Raw genomic sequence first — 18789 nt, forward strand, 5'->3', positions numbered from 1 at the left:
CCGAAGTGAGGGTTTCCCTATGATCGTGATCCAGCGCCGGAATAAAATCAAAGAATTGCTTCTTCAGGAGCGCAGTGTCAAAGTCGCCGATCTTGTCAAAGAGTTCCAGGTATCCGAAGAAACGATCCGGCGGGATTTGAACCAATTGGAAAAGGAAGGCATCATTCAAAAAAATTACGGCGGCGCCATTTTGACCGAGGACCTTCAGCACGTCATCTCCGCCATTCTCCCCGTACAGCAGCGCAAGTTCCAGTATTACGAAGAGAAGGACGCGATCGGCCGGGAAGCGGCTTCGCTTGTCGGCGAAGGCCAAATCGTCGTGCTGGACTCGGGCTCGACCACCTGGTGCGTCGCCCGCCATTTGAAGGAAGTTTCGAACCTGGTCGTTGTGACCAACGGCATGAACGTCGCCGAAGAATGCAGCCAGAACGAAGAAGCGTCCATTTTCCTGCTCGGCGGCAAGCTGGTCAAGAAATCGATGTCGCTTGTAGGGCCGCAGGCGGTCGACGAGCTGAACAAATACAGCGCGCATTATACGTTTCTCGGCACGTCCGGCATTACGCTCGGCAAAGGCTTCACAAGCTCGGACCTGTACGAAGCGGAAGTGAAACGGGCGATGGTCAAAGCCGGCAGCAAAATCGTCGTGGTCGCCGACCACAGCAAATTCGAGCGGCAGGCGCTTGTTTCGTTCGCGGGCTTCAAGGAAGTCGACATCGTCATCACGAGCGATCTGGCCGACGAAGGCGTGCTGAGAGCAATCAGGTCGTTCGGCGTTCAGGTGATCGTTTGTCCGGTCAGGCAGACTTTGAAAGAAAAACCGGATTCGAAGGATGGGCCGGAGCGATAAAACCGATCCGCCGCATTCCGCTTAGGGAACGATTGGAGTGATGGAGCCATGACCTCGAATATATACGACGATGAGAACTTTTTCAAAGGATACAGTCAGCTGGACCGTTCCGTTAAAGGGCTGGACGGCGCTCCCGAATGGGAAACGATGCGTTCGATGCTGCCGGATTTGAACGGAGCGGACTTGCTCGATCTGGGCTGCGGCTTCGGCTGGTTTTGCCGTTTTGCCAGGCAGAGCGGGGCGGCCAGCGTACACGGCATCGACGTCTCGGAGAAAATGCTTTCGCGGGCAAAGGCCGATACGAAGGATGCGGGTATCGCTTACTTCAAAACGGACCTGGAGTCGGTTGAACTGAGGCCGAACCGCTACGACGCTGCATACAGTTCGCTCGTGTTTCATTATATTGCCGACTTGCGCGGGCTGTTGGCGAAAATATATGCCTCGCTGAAGCCGGAAGGCCGTCTGGTCTGCTCGGTCGAGCATCCGATCTACACGGCGTCCGCCGCGCCGCAGTGGATCCGGCATCCCGCCGGTTTCCGGACGTGGCCGGTCGACGGCTATCAGCGGGAGGAGGCGCGCACGACGAATTGGCTCGCCGAAGGCTTCACCAAGCAGCACCGGACGTTCGGCACGTATATCAATCTGCTTGTCGGAACCGGATTTACGATCGAACGCGTGGTCGATTGGGCTCCTTCCGCCGGCCAGCTTGCCGAGCATCCCGAGTGGGAAGAGGAGCTTGACCGGCCGATGTTTCTGCTGATGTCGGCGCGGCGCTTGTCCGACTGAGAAAAAAGGCTTTTCCGGCCCTGCCCGCCGCCGCGGGCGGCGTCCAAGAACCATTATCTGCGCCAAGAATGTAAATCGCGGGCCCGTCTTCGCTGTACGGGCCCGCGATTGTTTATCTCCGGTAAACGATTTCCCCGCCAACCATCGTCCAGACGACCCCATACTCATCGTCCAGCAGCGCCAGATCCGCATCCGCGCCTGGGGCGATACGGCCTTTGGCCGCAAGGCCGAGCAGATCGGCCGGCGTGCGGGACGCCATCGCGACGGCGTCCCGCAGCGGTATGCCGGCACGCACCGTTTTGGCCAGCGCTTCGTTCATCGTGACGGTGCTGGATGCCAGCGTTCCGTCGGCCAGCGTGGCGACGCCCTGCGAGACCGTCACCCGGTGTCCGCCGAACAGGTAAGTGCCGTCGCCCATGCCCATTGCCTGCAGCGCGTCGGTAATCAGCACCATTTTGTCCGGACCCTTCTCTCTAAACAGCAGGCGCACGACCGCGGGATGCAGGTGGACGTCGTCCACGATCGCCTGCACGCTGACGTGCGGCTCCTCCATCGCGGCGACGACCATGCCGGGGTCCCGGTGGTGAATCGGGCGCATGCCGTTGAAGCAGTGGGTGACATGGCTTGCCCCGATGCGGAACGCTTCCTTCGCTTCCTCATAGGTCGCGTCGGAATGCGCGACGGCTGCGATAATGCCGCGGTCGTGCAGGAAGCGGACCATGTCAAGCCCGCCGGGAAGCTCCGGCGCCAGCGTAACCATGCGCACAAGCGATCCGGCCGCGCGCAAAATCGTTTCCATCTCCTCCGCATCGGGATGCCGCAAAAACCGCTCGTTCTGCATCCCCTTGCGCTTCGCGTTCAAGTACGGGCCCTCCAGATGGAGCCCGGCGATGCGCGCGCCGGGTTCGCGGCCGATCGTTCGCGATACGCTGCCGATCATGGCCAGCAGGTCCTCGACCGAAGACGTGACGGAGGTGGCGAGGAAGGAGGTGCACCCGGAACGGGCGCACGCCCGGGAAACGGCTTCGACGCTCTCCGCCGTGCCGTCCATCATGTCGAAGCCGTCGGCACCGTGAATATGAACGTCGATCATGCCCGGAATGAGCAGGCATCCGCCGCCGTCGAGCACCATGTCCGCCGTTTCGGGCAAGCCGCCTGGTCCGGTGACGGCGGCAGCAATTTTCCCGTCTTGGATCCGTACGCTTCCCGGTATCGGATCCGAATCGGAACAGAGGCGTACGTTGCGAATTACACATGCAGTCATTATTGCCACTCCTATCTCTCATTGGTTACCCGCCGCCGCGGCCGTACCTTCCCGGCGCGTTTATTTGCCGTTCCGGTACTCCCGCGGCGACATCCCGCAGTATGCTTTGAACTGCTTATTGAAGGCGCTTAGCGACTGAAAGCCGCTATCGTCCGAAATCTCGATCACGGTCCGCTCGCTTGTCCGGAGAAGATCCATCGCGTGCTGCACGCGCAGCTGCACGATAAAATCGTGCGGCGACAGCCCCGTAAGCGTTCGAAACTGCTCGAAAAACCGGGTTTTGCCCATGCCCGACCGGCGGACCAGCGAGTCACCGTCCAGCGGCTCCCGGTAGTGGTCCAATATATAGCCGATGGAATCCGCGACTTCCGTCTGCGGCGGCGGCTGCGCGTCCCCGGATGCGAGCGTGTCCGCCGCATAATCGCTAACATGCAGCAAAATGGCGATCAGCGCGGCAAACTGCCGGGTTTCCGCCGCCGCGTCTCCCCGCTGCTGCGCGGATATTGCGGCCTCGGTCAGCTCCCGGATGCGCTGTGCGTGAACGGAGGAAGCGGGGATGCGCGGAGCGACGCCGCGGCCGGCATAGAACGGCACGAGCAGCCGGCTTCCGCCGGGCACGGCCCGAACCGCCGAAGGCGTGAACAGGATCAGGACGGCCTCGAACGGGCGGTCCGGCTGCGCGTAGCTCCAATGCGGCTCGAACGGGCGGCACAGAAACACGTCCCCCGGCCGTCCATGGTAGAGGCTGCCGCCGAAGCGGTAGGTCAGCTCGTGCTTTAGCAGCACCCCGATTTCCAGGCAGTCGTGCACGTGCAGATCGTGCTCCTCGGGCGAGCCCACAATCGGGATAAAGGCAAACGATTTGGTCAACTTCAGCCGTTCCACGTACATGCTTTCACCTCTAATTGCCGAATCGTCCGGCTCTGCGCGTCCGCGGACAAAATGACGCGTTTTCGGCCGGAACGAATGAGAAAACCCTGCTTTTTCATGGTACATTGAGTTTGCAGCGATTACAATAACGGGGTGAATCTGATGCGACTTTATTTGATTGGAGCGGGCGTCATTGCCCGTACGCATGCGGAAGCGGCGGCCAAGCTGCCGGAGCCGGCCGAGATCCGCGTCGCCGACCCGAGTCCGGCCGCGCTGGCGGCATTCTCCGAGAAGTTCCCGGACGCCGTTCGGTTCCCGGATGCGGCTGCCATGCTGGGTGCGGAGGAAGCCCGCGAGGACGATATCGTCATCGTGGCGACGCCGCCTTTTGCCCATTTGGAGCCGGTGAAGCTGGCGTTCCGGTCCGGCCGTCATGTGCTGTGCGAGAAGCCGCTCGCGATGAACGACAACGAGGCGGCGGAAATGCTACGAGCCGCAGAGCAAGCCGGCAGGAAGCTCGGCTGCTGCAGCGTCCGCTTTAAGGGCATGGCCCATATGGAAGCGGTGAAAAAAGCGGTGGATTCCGGCGTATTGGGGGAGATTTACCATGTCGGCTTCGTGCATAAAAGCGCCCGCAGCCGGGCCGGGATCGAATACCAGCCGGCAAGCCGATGGTTCCTCGACTCGTCCAAAAGCGGCGGCGGCATTCTGATCGATTGGGGACCGTACGATTTCGCGACGCTTATCGACGTGCTGCAGCCGGCGGAAATCAAGTTCAACGCCGCATGGCTGCGCCAGCCGGAGACGGAGGCCGATCCCCGCGACGTCGTCTTCGATGTGGAAACCCATGCAGGCGCCTTCCTGACGTTCCGGGGAGCGGGCGGTCCCGTTCACGTCAACTACGAGCGCGCGTCGTGCGCGCACGGCGAAGAATACGCCCGCGCAGAGATCGAAGGGACGAGCGGGGCGGTGCGCTGGAGCCCGTTCGACTCCAGGCAGCCCGTGTATATCCGGTACGACAAGGACGGTCAAATTGTGGAGGAGCGGGTGGAAACGGGCCCGCCCGGACCGCTGACCGTCATGGATAACCCGCTCCATCACTTTTACCGGGAGCTGCACGGCGGTTCGGCTTATGCGAACGTCGATGCGCGCGCGGTCGATCATTTTCGCTGCTTGTCCGCGTTTTACGCCTGCGCGGAAAGCGGCCGGGAGGTCACCGTCGCGATTGCGCCTGCCAAGGAGGAATCGAAGTGAACGTGCGGGGCTACTCATCCAATCTGTACGGCTGGACGGAACGCTGGAAAGCGGACGGCAGGGCGGAAGACGATAAGGAGATTTTCCGGGCTTGCGCCGAAGCGGGGCTGGATGCCGTCGAAATCGACGCCGATCCCGGCCGGCTTGGGCTGCTGAGGGAGTTCGGCCTGAGCGTCTCCGCCGCTTACATCGGCCTTCAGCTTCATGAGGCGTATGACCCGCTGGAGGCGGCGGTGCTTCCTGTCGCGGAAAGGCTTGCCGCCGCGGGCGGAACCGACCTGCTCGTCAATGCCGATCCGTACGGCGGCTGGAAGCAGCCGCTCCCGAAGCCCGAGGACCTCGTCAAGCGGCAGGGGGAGAGCCTGTCCAGGCTGGCTGAACAGACAGCCCGTATGGGACTTCGGCTCTGCCTGCACAACCACGCGGCGGACCGTCACAACGCCGAGGCCGACCTTCGCTCGGTCGTCCGGTACGCCGAGCCTGCGGTCGGCCTGTGCGTCGATACCGGCTGGGCGCACGTAGCGGGCTGCGATCCGGTCGATTGGGTGCGAACGTATCCGGAGCGGATCCGGGCGGTCCATTTGCGCAATCAGCGGGGAACGGTGCCGGCAGAAGATTTGACGGAGGGGGAAATCGACCTCCGGGCTTTCGCCGGCGCCCTCGGCGCGGCGGATTACTCGGGCTGGATGGCGCTGGAGCTGTGGCACCCGCAGGAAACCAAGCCGCTCCGGTCGATGGAGGAGGATGTGCGCCGTTCGATCGCTTATTTGAAAAGTCTGATCGGTTAGCCGTACAAAACGCGAATAGCCGCCCCTCGCCCGCCTAATCCGGCGCGGTCGACGGGCGGCTTTTTCTGCGGCATCGTGCGTCATTCATCCTTAATAATAGCCGGACGGCTCCTCCCACCACCCGACGGACAGCACAACCTGAGCGGGCGTTTCCGACTGCGACAGGAAGGTGAACACAATGGCGGTTCCGGGACCGATGATCCAGTAGCCCTGCTTCTCGCCCGACACCGATACGAACGGGGGAACCGTTCGCGTGGCGACCGGCTTGCCCGCAACCTGGGCGGGATTGATGCTCGGACCGAACTGAATTTGACCCCGGGGCTCGGGCATCGGCCGCAGGGTGAGATTGGCGTTCGTAACCTGCATGGAGACCGAGCCGCCGGACGGAATCGCGGTGCAAAACCACGTTTTCGACAGCATCGGCGCCTCCGACATGTTACTGATCACGAACTGGTTCAAATAAACGGTAACGCCCGATTGCGCGGGATTCGCCAGTCCCGCCCACGTGTAATTGTCGTTCGTTGCGGGAAGCGAGTCCGCTTCTCCCAAAAAATACTTGCCCTGCAGCGATTTGAAAAACGGGTTTGTAATGTCCACCACATTTGCCGGATCGCGTGAGTTCACCCGTACCATCATCCTCCCTGAACGGTTTCCGATATATATCCATATGAGCGGCGGGTACGGAAAATGCCACCGCGTATTGAACGCACGGCGGCCCTGTGGTATGTTGATTTCGTGCTGCGGCGCGAGCCGTACGAGGAAAGCGGCATGGATTCGAACGGGAGGGAACGGGCGAAAAATGAAAGCGATGAACAGGAGCGAGGTGCGGCGCGCACAGGCGAGAACAGAGGAGCTGTTCGACAAAGCGGGCATCGTGCTGACCGAAGAAGAGAAGGCTGCGATCGAGGTCGCCGATTTCGGACTGGGACAGCTCAATGCGCAAGGGCTGGAGCTCATCACGTACATCAACACGAACCGGTACTGCGCGAAGGAGCTTGCGCTGTTCCCCGGGCAGACATGTCCGGAGCATTTGCACCCGCCGGTGGACGGGCAGCCCGGCAAAATGGAGACGTTTCGGTGCAGGGCCGGCTATGTGCTGCTGTATGTAGAAGGAGAGCCGGCGGCTTCGCCCAAGGCGAAGCTTCCCGCGGGAAGCGAGGCGCATTATACCGTGTTCCGCGAGATCGAGCTGTATCCCGGCCAGCAGTTCACCATTCCGCCGGGGACGAAGCATTGGTTTCAAGGCGGACCGGAAGGCGCAATCGTGTCGGAGTTTTCCAGCACGAGCCGCGACGAGTTCGATATTTTCACCGATCCGAACATCGTCCGCGTGCCGGTCATCGCGGAAGAGGATTGAAAAAACGGCTGAACGGGCGCCGCGCCCGTTCAGCCGTTTTTATGAGGCCGCATCTTGCGTATAACACTCAATGGCCTTGCGCTGCAGCGCTCTTGCCGCCCGGCGTGTCCCATTCCGGCAGCGAGGCGACGTAGCCGTCGGACATGCTGACCAGCTTGAGCGCCCGGTCGTACACATCCTTGGATTCAAGCGGCTTCGCGACGGTTCCGCCGTTCAGCGGGAACGTTTTGCCGTCCGTATAGCCGGCGCCCGGCTCGAAGGCGCCTTTGGCGGAAATGAACGAGCCGGAGGGCAAATAATAACGCTCCGGCAGCACGTTGCCGGTATGGTTCAGCAAATCCTCCCCGAAAATAACCTGGTCCTTGAGCGGAATCCCGACCAGATTCGCGATCGTCGGATAGATGTCCGACTGGCCGCCGATTTGCGTGAACGTTTGCGGCTTCTCGTTCGGTACGTGGATGACGAGCGGAATGTTCATCATGTCGGGAACGCCGTAGCTGCGTTTGTAAATGCCGTCCATCAGCTTTTTCTCCGTGCTGTTCAGCGAATAGACGGGCAGGCCTTGATGGTCGCCGTACAAGACGACGACGCTGTTGTCCCAGACGCCGTTTTTCTTTAATTCGTCGATGAACTGGCCAAGCGCGAAATCGGCGTAATTTTGCGCCTGAATATAATCCCCGACCAGCGTACCCTTGAAGCGCGCCGGCAGCTCCATTTTGAATTTGCGCTCCGGAATGCGGAACGGATGATGGCCGGACATCGAGATGAGCTGGACGTAGAACGGCTTGCCGGTTTGCTGCATTTTCGCCAGCTCGTCGGACGTCTTGGCGTACAGCACCTCGTCGGAGGAGCCGAGCATGACCTGATCGCTGTGGCCGAAAAAATGGTCGTCGTAATATTTGCCCCAGCCGAGCGCTTTGTACAGCTGGTCCCGGTTCCAGAAAATGACGTCGTTTGTATGGAACGTCGCCGTTTGGTAGCCGTGCGCGGCAAACGTCTTCGGCATGCTGGGAAGCGCCTTGTCGGCGTATACCTCGGAAGCCGCGCCGTTCGGCGGAACGTACATCGACGTGTTGACGACGTATTCGGCGTCGGCCGTATTTCCCTGTCCGACCTGCTGGAAGAAATGGGGGAAATAAAATGAGTCGTTCACGAGCTTATTCATGTTGGGCGTAATTTCTTTGCCGTCGAGCTTCAGGTTGATCAGAAAATTTTGGAACGCCTCCAGCTGAATGATGATGACGTTCTTGCCTTTCGCCGCCTGCCAGAAGGCCGGCTGCGCCGGATCCGTAATGCCTTTCTCCTGTTTGACCATGGCCGGCGTGACCGATTCGGCGGCGATTTTCATGTCTTTGGATGGAGCGAAAGCGGCGTATGCCTCGTAGTTGAGGACGCCCATATCCTGCGCCTGCTGGAATTCGTTCATATCGTCCCGGAAAGGGAGGATGACGAGCCCGCAGGCGACGAGCGCAAGCACCTGACCGGCCGCAAACCAGCTGCGGCCTTCGCGTACGGACAAGCTGCGCCCCCAGGCGCGAAAGCGCCGGCTGAAGATGATCAGGGCGAGCAGCAGGACGATGTCGGTAAAGATGAACAGATAATACGGGTCGAGCAGCGAAACGACGCTGCTATTGACCTCCGATACCTGGTTCACCTGGCGAAGCTCGTGGAAAGTGACGATGACGCCGAAATATTTGTAATACATGATGACCGCAAAATAAATAATCGTCACGAGCAGATCGACGGCCAGATAGACGATCAGCTTCTTGCGGTAGGCGAAGCTTTCGATCAAGCAGAACAGAAACCAGACGGACGGGATGCCGGTCAGGAACATCATGCCGAAGCCGCCCGATGTGGAATGAAAGACGACGCTCCATACGAGCAGCAGCTTCAAAGCCATCAGGATCGAGAAAAAAACGAACGGCTTCCGCAGAAGCCGGCTCCATCGAAGGTTTGTCAACATAAGTCCTCTCCTTTTCCTCGTCGCTTACTGCGAGCCGGTCTCGCCGCTTTTCGCGAATCCGGCGGGGCTCGTTAAAAAGTTCGGTAGACATACGGATCGGACGGCGCTGCGATTTCCTTCCAAGCGGTCGTCTTCAGCACGGGAATCGTTTGTTTGAACGGCTGGTACAGCTCCGAGGTCAGCGTGCCGGAAACGTGAACCCACGTATCGTCCTTCAGCACGGTCCCCTTCGGAAATTCAACGAGCATGCCAAACACGCCGGAATCCGCGACGCAGTGGATGAACCCGAAACGGAACACGAAATAATGGTCATTGTCCACCTGCTCGCCTTTATAAATGAACCCGTCGAACCCGAGCGTTCTTCCCATAAAATCGTCCGGATAATTATAAATCGCCTCCAGGCCGGTCAAATAATCCGTATCGTTTAAGCTGACCTGCTGCTTCCCGGTGAAGCCCGACAGCTCCTGCTGCGACACCTTGCGGTAGTTCGCTTTGCCGTAAAACACGCTCGTATCCGGCTTCAAAAACTGATGAAATCCCGGATTGTCCGACGACACGTCCAGACTCGGGAATGAGAACCCTTTGGCTTTGACGAAGCTCGAGTCCAGCGTCTGCACCGGGAGGAAGATGCCGGTCGCAATCGGAAAAATCAGGATCGAGTATGTCAGCGCCCGTTTGAGCCTGGATTCATGATGCGAATGGCCGTGCGCATGCGCATGACCGTCATGGTGCGAATGGCTGTGCTCGCCATCGAAACCGTGCGCATGACCTTCTGAATGGCCTTGCTCTCCATCGTGCGTATGCGCGCCGGACCGTTTTTGCGCCCGTTCCTTTCGATACTGCCGCACAAATTCGAAAATGAAAAACAAAATGAGCAGCACGATAGCGCTTTCCGACAAATAGGCGAATTTCATATTAATGTATTTGTCCAGATTTCCGCTTAAATGCAGCTGCAGAATCATAAAGGCCAAGCCTGCCAAAATATAGAGCCGGATCAACCGAGCCACCTCCCGACAAGCAGAGATACGACCAGTGTGGCGGACGCCGTGAGCGCAATCAGTACGGCAACGAATCTTCCCTTGAAAATGCCCAGCAGCATCAGCGTGTTTTTGATATCGATCATCGGCCCGAATACAAGAAAGGCCGTGATCGAGCCGAGCGAGAACGTGCTCCGGAACGAGGATGCGATAAAAGCGTCCGCCTCCGAGCAAAGCGACATAATGAACGCCATGACGATCATGACAAGCGACGACGTGATCGGATTGCTGCCCATATGAATGAGCGACGAGGTCGGAATGAAGGTCTGCATCGAGGCTGCGATTAACGCGCCCAGCACGAGAAATTTGCCGACCGAGAAAAACTCCTCGACCGCATGCACCATCACCTCGTACAACTGCGTGCCCAGCGGCGGCTTCGGCGCCGCGTACGAAGGCTCGGCCGCGGCGGCGATTTCCGCTGCAGCGGTACCGGCGCCGCGAAACGGCAGTGCCGGGAACAGAACCGAGATCGCGATCGAGACGAGGAACGCGACGGCAATCGCCGCTCCGGCGCGGATCCCGGCCATCTGCCAGTCGTTGCCGAAGGCGATATAGGTCGCGAACAGGACGATCGGATTGATGATCGGGCCGGTCAGCATAAAGGCGATGCCGGCGCCGAGCGGCACGCCTTTGCCCAGCAGCCGCCTCGTAATCGGCACGATTCCGCATTCGCAGGCCGGAAAAAAAACGCCGATGCCGCAGCCGAGCAGCGTGGAGAGCAGCCGGTTCCGCGGCATGATGCGGGCGATGAAGCTTTCCGTCAGGAAGGTCTGAATCAGTCCGGAAACAATAACGCCGAGCAGCACGAACGGGATCGCTTCCATCACCATGCTGAGAAAAATGGTGTTCAGCTGCAGAAAGGTTTTCACGCGGACCTCCTTTAGAACGGCACGTTCCGGCGGCGGACGAGCGGATCGCATCGAAAAATAGTAATGATTACTATATGTTAATATAAGCCCACGAAAGTCGTCAGCGCAAGAAATACGGACTGCCAAGTGTGCCAATTTTTTGAATGATCGGAGGACAATTCGGGATACTACCTGTTGGGCGTCTTCACCTTGGATTCCCATGTGTACCGGAAATTTTTCCGAAAATTTTGAAAGTAAAGCAAATATTCTATATTAAGGGTGGGTTCAACCAATGGCAACCGTATTGTACATAACCGCACATCCGCACGATCACACGGCTTCTTACAGCATGGCTGTCGGCAAGGCGTTCATCGACAGCTACCGCGAAGCGCATCCGCAGGACGAGGTCGTTCATCTCGACCTGTATAACGCGCACATTCCGGCGATTGACGCGGACGTGTTCAGCGGCTGGGGCAAGCTGCGCTCCGGATCGGAGTTCGAGGCGCTGTCCGATGCCGAGAAAGCCAAGGTCGGCCGCCTGAACGAGCTTGTCGATCAGTTCGCCGCCGCCGACAAATACGTGTTCGTATCGCCGATGTGGAACTTCTCGTTCCCTCCGGTGCTGAAGGCGTATGTCGATTCGTTCTGCATCGCCGGCAAAACGTTCCGCTATACCGAAAGCGGCCCCGTCGGCCTGTTGACCGGCAAAAAGGCGCTGCACATCCAAGCGAGCGGCGGCATCTACTCCGAAGGTCCGATGACGAGCTTCGAAAGCGGGCACAGCTATTTGGCCAAAATTATGAGCTTCATCGGCGTGCCTTCCTTCGAGGGCATCTTCGTCGAAGGCATGTCCTATACGCCGGATAAAGCCGACTCGATCAAGCAAGCGGCCATCGAGATAGCAGGGGCTGCCGCAAAACAGTTCTAAATCCGTCTTCGCCGGATTCTCCTATTCCTACGGGGGATCCGGTATTTTCATTTCCGCGTGCCCCATCGGAAGAATTAGGCCGCCGGTTTCATTAGAAGCCGGTCTTTTTTATCTTCGTCTCAGGCATAACGGGTGAAGCTCGCGCCGGCATGGGCTTTTACAGGGAAACACGGGAGTGGTATCATCTTTGGTAATCAAGCATCTGGTTGAAGAAACAAATGACAGCAGGCCAGCTGCTGCAGCCGGGCAAGTGGCATGCGCCGAAAGGAGACTGTAGGATGCCGAAAAAGAATCCCCCGGGCTTTTGCTTTGTCGGCGATCATCCCGTCCTTGATTTTATCAACACGAAGCTGAGCTCGTACGATTTATTGAAGGATTACCCGTCCTTGCTGAATTGGCTGCACGAGGCGCATTTGCTGAGCAGGGAAGAGGCGCTCGCCTATGAACAACGATGGCCTCAAGCTCAGACCGATGAAGCGGCCTCCACCGCGATCGAACTGCGAAGCAATCTGATGCAGTTAATCGAGAAATGCAGGAACAACCGGCCAATCGCGGATACGGACCTGAATCCGGTCAATCATTTGCTTCAGGATCGGGCGGTTGCCGACAAACTGGCGCTCATGGACAACCGGTTTATCGTTGAAAGGCGTCTGGTGATCCGCAAACCCGTCGATCTGCTCGTTCCCATAGCGGAAGCGGCGGCCGATTTGTTGAGCGCGAACAAGCTTCATCTCGTCAAAAGATGCGAAAATCCGAAATGCATGCATTATTTTTACGATACGAGCAAAAACGGTTTGCGCAGGTGGTGCAGTCAGAAAACGTGCGGCAATCGAATGAGGGTGAACGCTTATCTGCAGAGGCACCGGGATAAACAAGAGGCAGCGGACAAAGATTAATCAACAAGCCTGAAGATAAGGGCTTGTTTTTTTATGCTCCTTTTTATTAATGGTTAAAAATGTTCTTTACACGTTAATAAAACTGGAATATAATGCTTTTAGAATCATTTAGGATGTTAAAACCGCAATGAACCAGCTATTTCAAGGAGGAATCCATCTTATGGCAATCGTTTTGTATGTAACCGCCCATCCGTTCAATCACGATACGCACAGCTTATCTGTTTGTAGGAAATTCATGGAGACGTACCGGGAAGTCAACCCCAACGACGAAATCATTCATTTGGATCTGTATCGCGAAAATATTCCGCAATTTGACGCGGATCTGCTGCAGCGCTGGGGCCAACCGCCCGCCGGACCTTCCTTCGAGGAGCTGAGCAAGGAATCGCAGGCCAAGGCTCTTCGGGTGCATGCGCTGGCCGACCAGTTCGTTGCGGCCGATAAAGTCGTGATTGCAAATCCGGTATGGAATTTCTCGATCCCGCCGCTTTTGAAGACGTATATCGATGCGATCAATATCCCGGGCAAAACCTTCAAACGCAGCAATAACGGCATGCGGGGCTTAGGAGGTCTTGAAGGGACTCAGAAGGGGAAAAAAGTCGTTCATATTCAAGCCTCCGGCACGGTGCTGTCGCATGGGAAATATCAAGACGTCGAACTTAGCCATCGCTATGTGAAGGCAGTCATGAACTTCATGGGGATTGAACATGTGGAGGCGATTTATGCGGAAGGCATGCACGAGCGCCCCGACCTGGCGCAAAAGATCATCGAACTAGCGATGGAACAAGCGCGTACGATCGCGAAACGATTCTGATTCGGCTTTATTTCTTCGGCAAGCCGGCTTTCCGTATTAGGGACGGCCGGCCTTTTTGGTTTATAATACAGATATCGCCAGCAAGGAGGGAGAATAACGATGAGCTACGAAGCTTATTTTCAGACGAACCGCGAGCGGCATTTGGACGAGCTGAAGGAATGGCTGTCCATTCCGAGCATTTCCGCGCTGTCCGCGCACAAGGAAGACGTAAACCGGGCGGCGCAGTGGGCCGCGGACCGGCTTGCCGAGGCCGGACTTGAGCATGTGAAGGTCCACACGACCGGAAAGCATCCGATCGTCTACGCCGATTATTTGCATGCGCCGGGCAAGCCGACCGTGCTGATTTACGGGCATTACGACGTGCAGCCGGTCGATCCGCTGAACCTGTGGACGACGCCGCCCTTCGAGCCGGACATAAGGGACGCGAAGCTGTACGCGCGGGGGGCGACGGATGACAAAGGCCAGCTGTTCCTGCATATTAAAGCGGTTGAAGCGATCTTGAAGCAGGAGGGCGGGCTGCCCGTCAACGTCAAATTTTGCATCGAAGGCGAAGAAGAAATTTCAAGCCCGAGCCTGCCGCCGTTTCTGAACGAGAACCGGGAACTGCTGGCGGCCGACGCCGTACTGATCTCCGATACGTCGCTGATGGAGCCGGGAAAACCGGCGATCAGCACCGGGCTGCGGGGTCTGTGTTCGCTGGAGGTGAGCGTGACCGGCGCCAATACCGACCTCCACTCCGGTACATACGGCGGCGGCGTGCCCAATGCGCTTCACGCGCTGGTTGCGCTGCTGGCTACGCTGCACGACGAGCGGGGGCGCGTCAGCGTCGAAGGCTTTTACGAGGGCGTGCCGGAGCTTTCGCCGCTCATGCGGGAGGAATTCGCCAAGCAGAAGCTGGACGAGAACCGGCTGCGCGAGAGCCTGGGGCTTGAATCGCTGTACGGGGAAGAGGGCTTCTCCTTCGTGGAGCGCGTGGGCGCGCGCCCGACGCTGGAACTGAACGGGGTGTACGGCGGCTTCCAGGGCGAAGGAACGAAGACCGTAATCCCGAAGGAAGCGCATGCGAAAATCACCTGCCGTCTGGTCGGCGATCAGGATCCGCAGGATATACTCGATAAAATCAAGCGGCACCTGCAGCGTCACATTCAGCCCGGCGCACAGCTGCACATTCAAGAAGGCGAGAAAGCCCGCGCCTTCAACGCCGATCCGTCCGACCGCATCTTTCAGCTCGCCGCGGACGCCTACGAGCAGGTTTACGGCACGCGCGCTCTGTTTACGAAAGACGGCGGCTCGATTCCGATCGTCGCGGCGTTCAGCCGCGTGCTCAGCGCCCCGGTCGTCATGATGGGCTTCGGCCTGCCGAACGAAAATCTGCACGCGCCGAACGAGCATTTCCATCTCGAGAACTTCGATAAAGGGCTTCGAACTCTCGTTGCATTTTTGAAGCTTATGTAATCGCACACGAAAATCGCGAAGCCGCCGCGCTTCGCGATTTTTCCGTTCTTGCCGAGAGAGCGGAACGCCCTCCGGCTTGCCGGATGCTTACGTTACGCCGGCTTATGACTGCGAATTAGCCGGAGGCTCAGCGGTTTTGACCGGGAGCGTGTAGGAGTAAAGACGATTGTCCTTCCGGAGCGGACTATTGTTTTTAAAATAAAGAACGGCGCCTTTCCGCCCCGCATACTTCAAGTAATCCCCATAAAAGGGCACGTCGTTCGTGACGGCGTACTTTGCGTCCTCCGCGTCCAGCAGCTTGTCGTACAGCTTTACGCTCGCGCCGGTTTTTCGGTCGACCAGCGTGAGAAGACCGGACTTATTGGGGCGGATAAGCAAAAAGTCGTCGCCGGCGCCTTCGACGAAATAGTTATCGTCTTCGCCGCCGAGCTTGACGAGATTGAGCGTATCCGTCACGTTCCCCGTGCCGTCCTCGATTACCCGCAGCGTCCTGCCGTTTGTAAGCAGCAAACGGTTCCCGTACCGCGTCACATTTTGCTCGAACCGGTTCCAATAGAGGACGTCGGACTGGCGGATGACGGCGCCGTTTTTGAGCACCAGCGTATAAATATGGTTGTTCAAATGCGGCTCGCCGTAATTATTCGTGATGGTCAGCAGCATAAGTCCGCCTGGTGTCTTGGCGAAATCCATCTGCGCCCCTTCATACAGCTTGGAACCCAGATTGGCAAGCTTTCTTGTGCGGCCGCTCCCGTCTTTTACGAACAGCTCGCCCGTGTTGAAATGAATGCTGTACGTCATGCCGCCGTACGTTTGGCTTGCGCCTGCAAATGTATGCAGCCCCCCGGCACTGACGATCCGGTGCTTGGCATCCCACTCGACCGGACCTCCTTCGAGCGCCGCCGCGATAAACCGTGCAGGCAGATACAGCTCGCCGTTATATAGAAACGGGGCCCCGTAGACATCGACGAGACGGCTGTCGATTACGCCGGTTCGGCTTCCGACCCGGACGGCGGCCATCCTTCCGTAGCCGTCAAACTCCGCGCGCCGATGCGATTTGTCCCACTTTGACGTCATGCCTGCCGACTCCAGCAGCGAGCTTGACAAATAGGCGGCGCCGTCTTTGATCAGCGCGCTCCCCGTCGCCTGGCCTCCGCCCTCCATGATCAGCCGGCTGTATGCAGGCACGGCAGCGCTTGCAATAGAAGGCACCGTCAGCGCCGCTGCCAGCGACGCCGTTAAGATCCATTTTCCTCTCACGGCTATTCCGCCTTTCCCGCTAAAATCATTCAACCGGATAGACGGGCGAGCCGCCAGAATAGTTGCATGGCAGCGGTCATTGTAATAATAAAAATTACAATTACTTTGAAATTTTAAGATTCCGTTAAGCAGGCTGTGCTATACTTTCGATTTGAACGATTCGGAATGGAGAGGACAAGACTTGCGAAACTATTTTTTTTCGGGTAAAAGGACCGGCTGGCCGCTGGCGGTCCTGCTGCTGATCGGCATGGCGCTGAATTTCTTCCTGCAGGCCGCAACGCTGGGGATGAACGTCTGGCAGGTGCTGGCGTGGATTTCGAATTATTATTGGATGTTTATCACCGGCGGACTCGTCCTGTTTTTTCTGCTGCTGGCGTTCGCTTCCGTGTTTAATGTTTACGCGGGAACGCTGATCGTGCTCATCATCGGCGCGCTGATCGGCATTTCGGATTATAAAAAGCTCGGCACGACGGGCGAGCCGCTGTATCCATGGGATCTGCTGCTGCTTAAAAATGCCGGGGAAATGAGCAAAATTACAAGCGGGATGGTCTCGCCGCTGGCGATTGCCGCGGCCGTCGTCGTCCTTGCCGCGCTGATCTTCCTGATCGTCAAGCTGCCGAAGGTGAGGCTTCCGCTCGGACTGCGCATTCTCTATGCCGCCGTCTCGATCGCCGCGGTCACCGCGTTTGTCCAGGTGCTCGGAGGCAGCCATACGAAGCTGTTCGGGGCGATCGACTATCAAAATATTTTTTGGAACCAAAAGGTCAATTATTCGCAAAACGGCTTCCTGTTTGCATTTGCCGCCAATTTGAAGCAGAACCTGATCGAGAAGCCGGAAGGCTACAGCGAGGCGGCCGTGACGGCAATTGCAAAAAAATATGCCGCGATGCCGGATCCGCAGCCGGTCCAGGAAGAGGAGCAGCCGAACATCATGTTCATGATGGACGAGGCTTTCTTCGATTCGACCCGCCTGCCGACGCTGAAATTCAGCGAGGATCCGCTCAAATTTATCCATGGCGGGGAGAAATCGACGCCTGCCGGTTACATGCTGTCGCCGGAATTCGGCGGCAATACGGCGAATATCGAGTTTGAGGCGCTGACGGGCATGTCGATGTATTTTCTGAAGGACGGCTCGATTCCGTATCAGCAAAAAATCGTCAAGGACGCTTCGCTGCCGTCGATCGTCAGCATCTTGAAGGACCGCGGCTACCAGGCGCTGGCGCTGCATCCGTTCGACAAAACGTTTTACAACCGCAACCGGGTGTATCCGATACTCGGCTTCGACAAATTCACGTCGCAGACGGAAATGCCGGATCCGCAGCGGATTACGCCAAACGGCTATATTTCCGATTTGTCGGCCGTGAAGGAAGCGGTGCGCGAGCTGCAGGCGTCGGACAAACCAACGTTTCTGCATCTGGTGACGATGCAAAACCATTTCCCGTTCGTGAAAGGCAACAACGGTCCCAATACGGTAACGGTGACGGGCGAGCCGGAAGGGCGCAAGGACGAGCTGGAAACGTACGTGCAGGACACGAAGCTGACGGACCAGGCGCTCGCCTATTTGGCGAATGCGATCAAAAGCATCAAACGCCCGACGATCGTCGCCTTCTGGGGCGATCATTTGCCCGCGCTGTCCGCCGATATTTATACGAAAGCCGGCTGGGACGGCAGCCCGCGGCTGAAGCACGAGACGCCGCTGCTGTACATCGCCAACTTCGATATCGGCAAAACGCCGGTCGGCACGCTCAGCCCGGCTTTCATCGGCCCGACGATTTTCGAGCTGTCAGGGCAGAAGCTGCCGCCGTATTACAAGCTGCTGGAAAAGGTGAAAGCGGAAATTCCGGGGCTGAACAAAAACGTGCTGATCGGCGGGAACAATACCGTCATCACCGGGCTGTCGAACGAGCAGAAGGCGGTGCTGGACGACTACCGCATGATCGAATACGATTTGCTTGAAGGCCGCGGCTACTCGAAGCAGCTGTTGTTTCAATAACGGTCTGCAGCGTCCGATGCGCGGGAACGGCCCCTTTGTGAAGAGGGGCCTATTTTGTGTTATGATAGGTTTAATTATCGGATGGATGAAGGGGAAGAGGAAGTGAATCTGGAACTGCAGCAGTTTAAAGCCGAATTTTTCAAAGCGCTTGCCCATCCGCTCCGCATCCGCATCCTGGAGGTGCTGTCGGAGGGGGACCGGACGGTGAACGAAATTCAATCGATCATCGGCAGCGAAGGTTCGGCGGTATCCCAGCAGCTCGCGGTGCTGCGGAACAAGAACGTGGTATCCGGCAGCAAGGACGGGACCTCCGTGACATACAGCCTGCGGGATCCGCTCGTGAAGGATCTGCTCGTCGTCGCCAAGCAGATATTCGACAATCATTTGGTCGGCACGATTACGCTGCTGGAGCACATGCGGACGAACGAACAGTAA

The 18789-nt window shown here is 58.1% G+C and carries 18 protein-coding genes; 11 read left to right on the forward strand and 7 right to left on the reverse strand.

All coding sequences use genetic code 11. The annotated features are described in order from the left end of the window. The first annotated feature begins 19 nt into the window (after positions 1-19). The gene (locus PD282_RS11435; RefSeq protein ID WP_274650806.1) at positions 20-847 is read left to right on the forward strand and encodes a DeoR/GlpR family DNA-binding transcription regulator; all 828 of its coding nucleotides are present in this window, start codon (positions 20-22) and stop codon (positions 845-847) included. Between the two features lie 48 nt (positions 848-895). Then, complete coding sequence (locus PD282_RS11440; protein WP_274650807.1) at positions 896-1633, forward strand: class I SAM-dependent methyltransferase; 738 nt, start codon at positions 896-898, stop codon at positions 1631-1633. A 112-nt stretch (positions 1634-1745) separates the two neighbouring features. Here the strand turns inward: PD282_RS11440 and nagA are convergent, their stop codons facing one another. Together nagA and PD282_RS11450 are read right to left on the reverse strand one after the other, a co-directional pair. After that, entirely contained in the window at positions 1746-2897 is a 1152-nt protein-coding gene (gene nagA, locus PD282_RS11445; protein WP_274650808.1) for an N-acetylglucosamine-6-phosphate deacetylase, read from the reverse strand. 60 nt (positions 2898-2957) lie between these two features. Continuing rightward, complete coding sequence (locus PD282_RS11450) at positions 2958-3782, reverse strand: AraC family transcriptional regulator (RefSeq protein WP_274650809.1); 825 nt, start codon at positions 3780-3782, stop codon at positions 2958-2960. A gap of 147 nt (positions 3783-3929) precedes the next feature. On the opposite strand from PD282_RS11450, the gene PD282_RS11455 reads away from it, so the two are divergent. Together PD282_RS11455 and PD282_RS11460 are read left to right on the forward strand one after the other, a co-directional pair. Next, positions 3930-5021, forward strand: coding sequence for a Gfo/Idh/MocA family protein (locus PD282_RS11455; protein WP_274650810.1), 1092 nt, complete (start codon positions 3930-3932; stop codon positions 5019-5021). Beyond that, positions 5018-5809, forward strand: a complete 792-nt coding sequence (locus tag PD282_RS11460) for a sugar phosphate isomerase/epimerase family protein (RefSeq protein WP_274650811.1) — start codon at positions 5018-5020, stop codon at positions 5807-5809. Before PD282_RS11455 ends, PD282_RS11460 begins: the two co-directional genes overlap by 4 nt. A 90-nt stretch (positions 5810-5899) precedes the next feature. Here the strand turns inward: PD282_RS11460 and PD282_RS11465 are convergent, their stop codons facing one another. After that, entirely contained in the window at positions 5900-6433 is a 534-nt protein-coding gene (locus PD282_RS11465; RefSeq protein WP_274650812.1) for a DUF6143 family protein, read from the reverse strand. 184 nt (positions 6434-6617) lie between these two features. Between PD282_RS11465 and PD282_RS11470 the strand changes: the two genes are divergently transcribed. Then, positions 6618-7166, forward strand: a complete 549-nt coding sequence (locus PD282_RS11470) for a D-lyxose/D-mannose family sugar isomerase (protein WP_274655172.1) — start codon at positions 6618-6620, stop codon at positions 7164-7166. Between the two features lie 67 nt (positions 7167-7233). Here the strand turns inward: PD282_RS11470 and PD282_RS11475 are convergent, their stop codons facing one another. The 3 genes from PD282_RS11475 to PD282_RS11485 form a co-directional block, all read right to left on the reverse strand. After that, positions 7234-9129, reverse strand: coding sequence for an LTA synthase family protein (locus tag PD282_RS11475; RefSeq protein WP_274650813.1), 1896 nt, complete (start codon positions 9127-9129; stop codon positions 7234-7236). 71 nt (positions 9130-9200) lie between these two features. Beyond that, positions 9201-10127, reverse strand: coding sequence for a TIGR03943 family putative permease subunit (locus tag PD282_RS11480; protein WP_274650814.1), 927 nt, complete (start codon positions 10125-10127; stop codon positions 9201-9203). Next, positions 10124-11086: a permease gene (locus tag PD282_RS11485; protein ID WP_274650815.1), complete on the reverse strand. Its 963-nt coding sequence runs from the start codon at positions 11084-11086 to the stop codon at positions 10124-10126. Before PD282_RS11485 ends, PD282_RS11480 begins: the two co-directional genes overlap by 4 nt. A 220-nt stretch (positions 11087-11306) precedes the next feature. On the opposite strand from PD282_RS11485, the gene PD282_RS11490 reads away from it, so the two are divergent. The 4 genes from PD282_RS11490 to PD282_RS11505 all read left to right on the forward strand — a co-directional run bounded on the left by PD282_RS11490 (position 11307) and on the right by PD282_RS11505 (position 15104). Continuing rightward, the gene (locus PD282_RS11490) at positions 11307-11942 is read left to right on the forward strand and encodes an FMN-dependent NADH-azoreductase (protein ID WP_274650816.1); all 636 of its coding nucleotides are present in this window, start codon (positions 11307-11309) and stop codon (positions 11940-11942) included. A 278-nt stretch (positions 11943-12220) separates the two neighbouring features. Then, the gene (locus PD282_RS11495) at positions 12221-12838 is read left to right on the forward strand and encodes a CGNR zinc finger domain-containing protein (protein WP_274650817.1); all 618 of its coding nucleotides are present in this window, start codon (positions 12221-12223) and stop codon (positions 12836-12838) included. A gap of 160 nt (positions 12839-12998) precedes the next feature. Next, positions 12999-13649, forward strand: coding sequence for an FMN-dependent NADH-azoreductase (locus PD282_RS11500; protein WP_274650818.1), 651 nt, complete (start codon positions 12999-13001; stop codon positions 13647-13649). A 99-nt stretch (positions 13650-13748) separates the two neighbouring features. Continuing rightward, entirely contained in the window at positions 13749-15104 is a 1356-nt protein-coding gene (locus tag PD282_RS11505) for a dipeptidase (RefSeq protein WP_274650819.1), read from the forward strand. Between the two features lie 102 nt (positions 15105-15206). Here PD282_RS11505 and PD282_RS11510 read toward each other — a convergent pair whose 3' ends face one another. Then, positions 15207-16361 carry a copper amine oxidase N-terminal domain-containing protein gene (locus PD282_RS11510; RefSeq protein WP_274650820.1) on the reverse strand — a complete coding sequence of 385 codons (1155 nt, stop codon included), beginning with the start codon at positions 16359-16361 and terminating at the stop codon, positions 15207-15209. Between the two features lie 181 nt (positions 16362-16542). On the opposite strand from PD282_RS11510, the gene PD282_RS11515 reads away from it, so the two are divergent. Beyond that, positions 16543-18354 carry an LTA synthase family protein gene (locus tag PD282_RS11515; protein WP_274650821.1) on the forward strand — a complete coding sequence of 604 codons (1812 nt, stop codon included), beginning with the start codon at positions 16543-16545 and terminating at the stop codon, positions 18352-18354. Positions 18355-18456: 102 nt separating this feature from the next. Next, the gene (locus tag PD282_RS11520; RefSeq protein ID WP_274650822.1) at positions 18457-18789 is read left to right on the forward strand and encodes an ArsR/SmtB family transcription factor; all 333 of its coding nucleotides are present in this window, start codon (positions 18457-18459) and stop codon (positions 18787-18789) included.

This window comes from Paenibacillus humicola, from assembly GCF_028826105.1.
In the GTDB taxonomy this organism is placed as follows: Bacteria; Bacillota; Bacilli; order Paenibacillales; family Paenibacillaceae; genus Paenibacillus_Z; species Paenibacillus_Z humicola.

Excerpts from the sequence above, each read along its gene's own strand:
- PD282_RS11470 (WP_274655172.1), top strand. The coding sequence starts at position 6,618 with ATGAACAGGAGCGAGGTGCGGCGCGCACAGGCGAGAACAGAGGAGCTG.
- PD282_RS11475 (WP_274650813.1), bottom strand. The coding sequence starts at position 9,129 with ATGTTGACAAACCTTCGATGGAGCCGGCTTCTGCGGAAGCCGTTCGTT.
- PD282_RS11490 (WP_274650816.1), top strand. The coding sequence starts at position 11,307 with ATGGCAACCGTATTGTACATAACCGCACATCCGCACGATCACACGGCT.
- PD282_RS11440 (WP_274650807.1), top strand. The coding sequence starts at position 896 with ATGACCTCGAATATATACGACGATGAGAACTTTTTCAAAGGATACAGT.
- PD282_RS11495 (WP_274650817.1), top strand. The coding sequence starts at position 12,221 with ATGCCGAAAAAGAATCCCCCGGGCTTTTGCTTTGTCGGCGATCATCCC.
- PD282_RS11485 (WP_274650815.1), bottom strand. The coding sequence starts at position 11,086 with ATGCGATCCGCTCGTCCGCCGCCGGAACGTGCCGTTCTAAAGGAGGTC.
- PD282_RS11500 (WP_274650818.1), top strand. The coding sequence starts at position 12,999 with ATGGCAATCGTTTTGTATGTAACCGCCCATCCGTTCAATCACGATACG.
- PD282_RS11455 (WP_274650810.1), top strand. The coding sequence starts at position 3,930 with ATGCGACTTTATTTGATTGGAGCGGGCGTCATTGCCCGTACGCATGCG.
- nagA (WP_274650808.1), bottom strand. The coding sequence starts at position 2,897 with ATGACTGCATGTGTAATTCGCAACGTACGCCTCTGTTCCGATTCGGAT.
- PD282_RS11505 (WP_274650819.1), top strand. The coding sequence starts at position 13,749 with ATGAGCTACGAAGCTTATTTTCAGACGAACCGCGAGCGGCATTTGGAC.
- PD282_RS11435 (WP_274650806.1), top strand. The coding sequence starts at position 20 with ATGATCGTGATCCAGCGCCGGAATAAAATCAAAGAATTGCTTCTTCAG.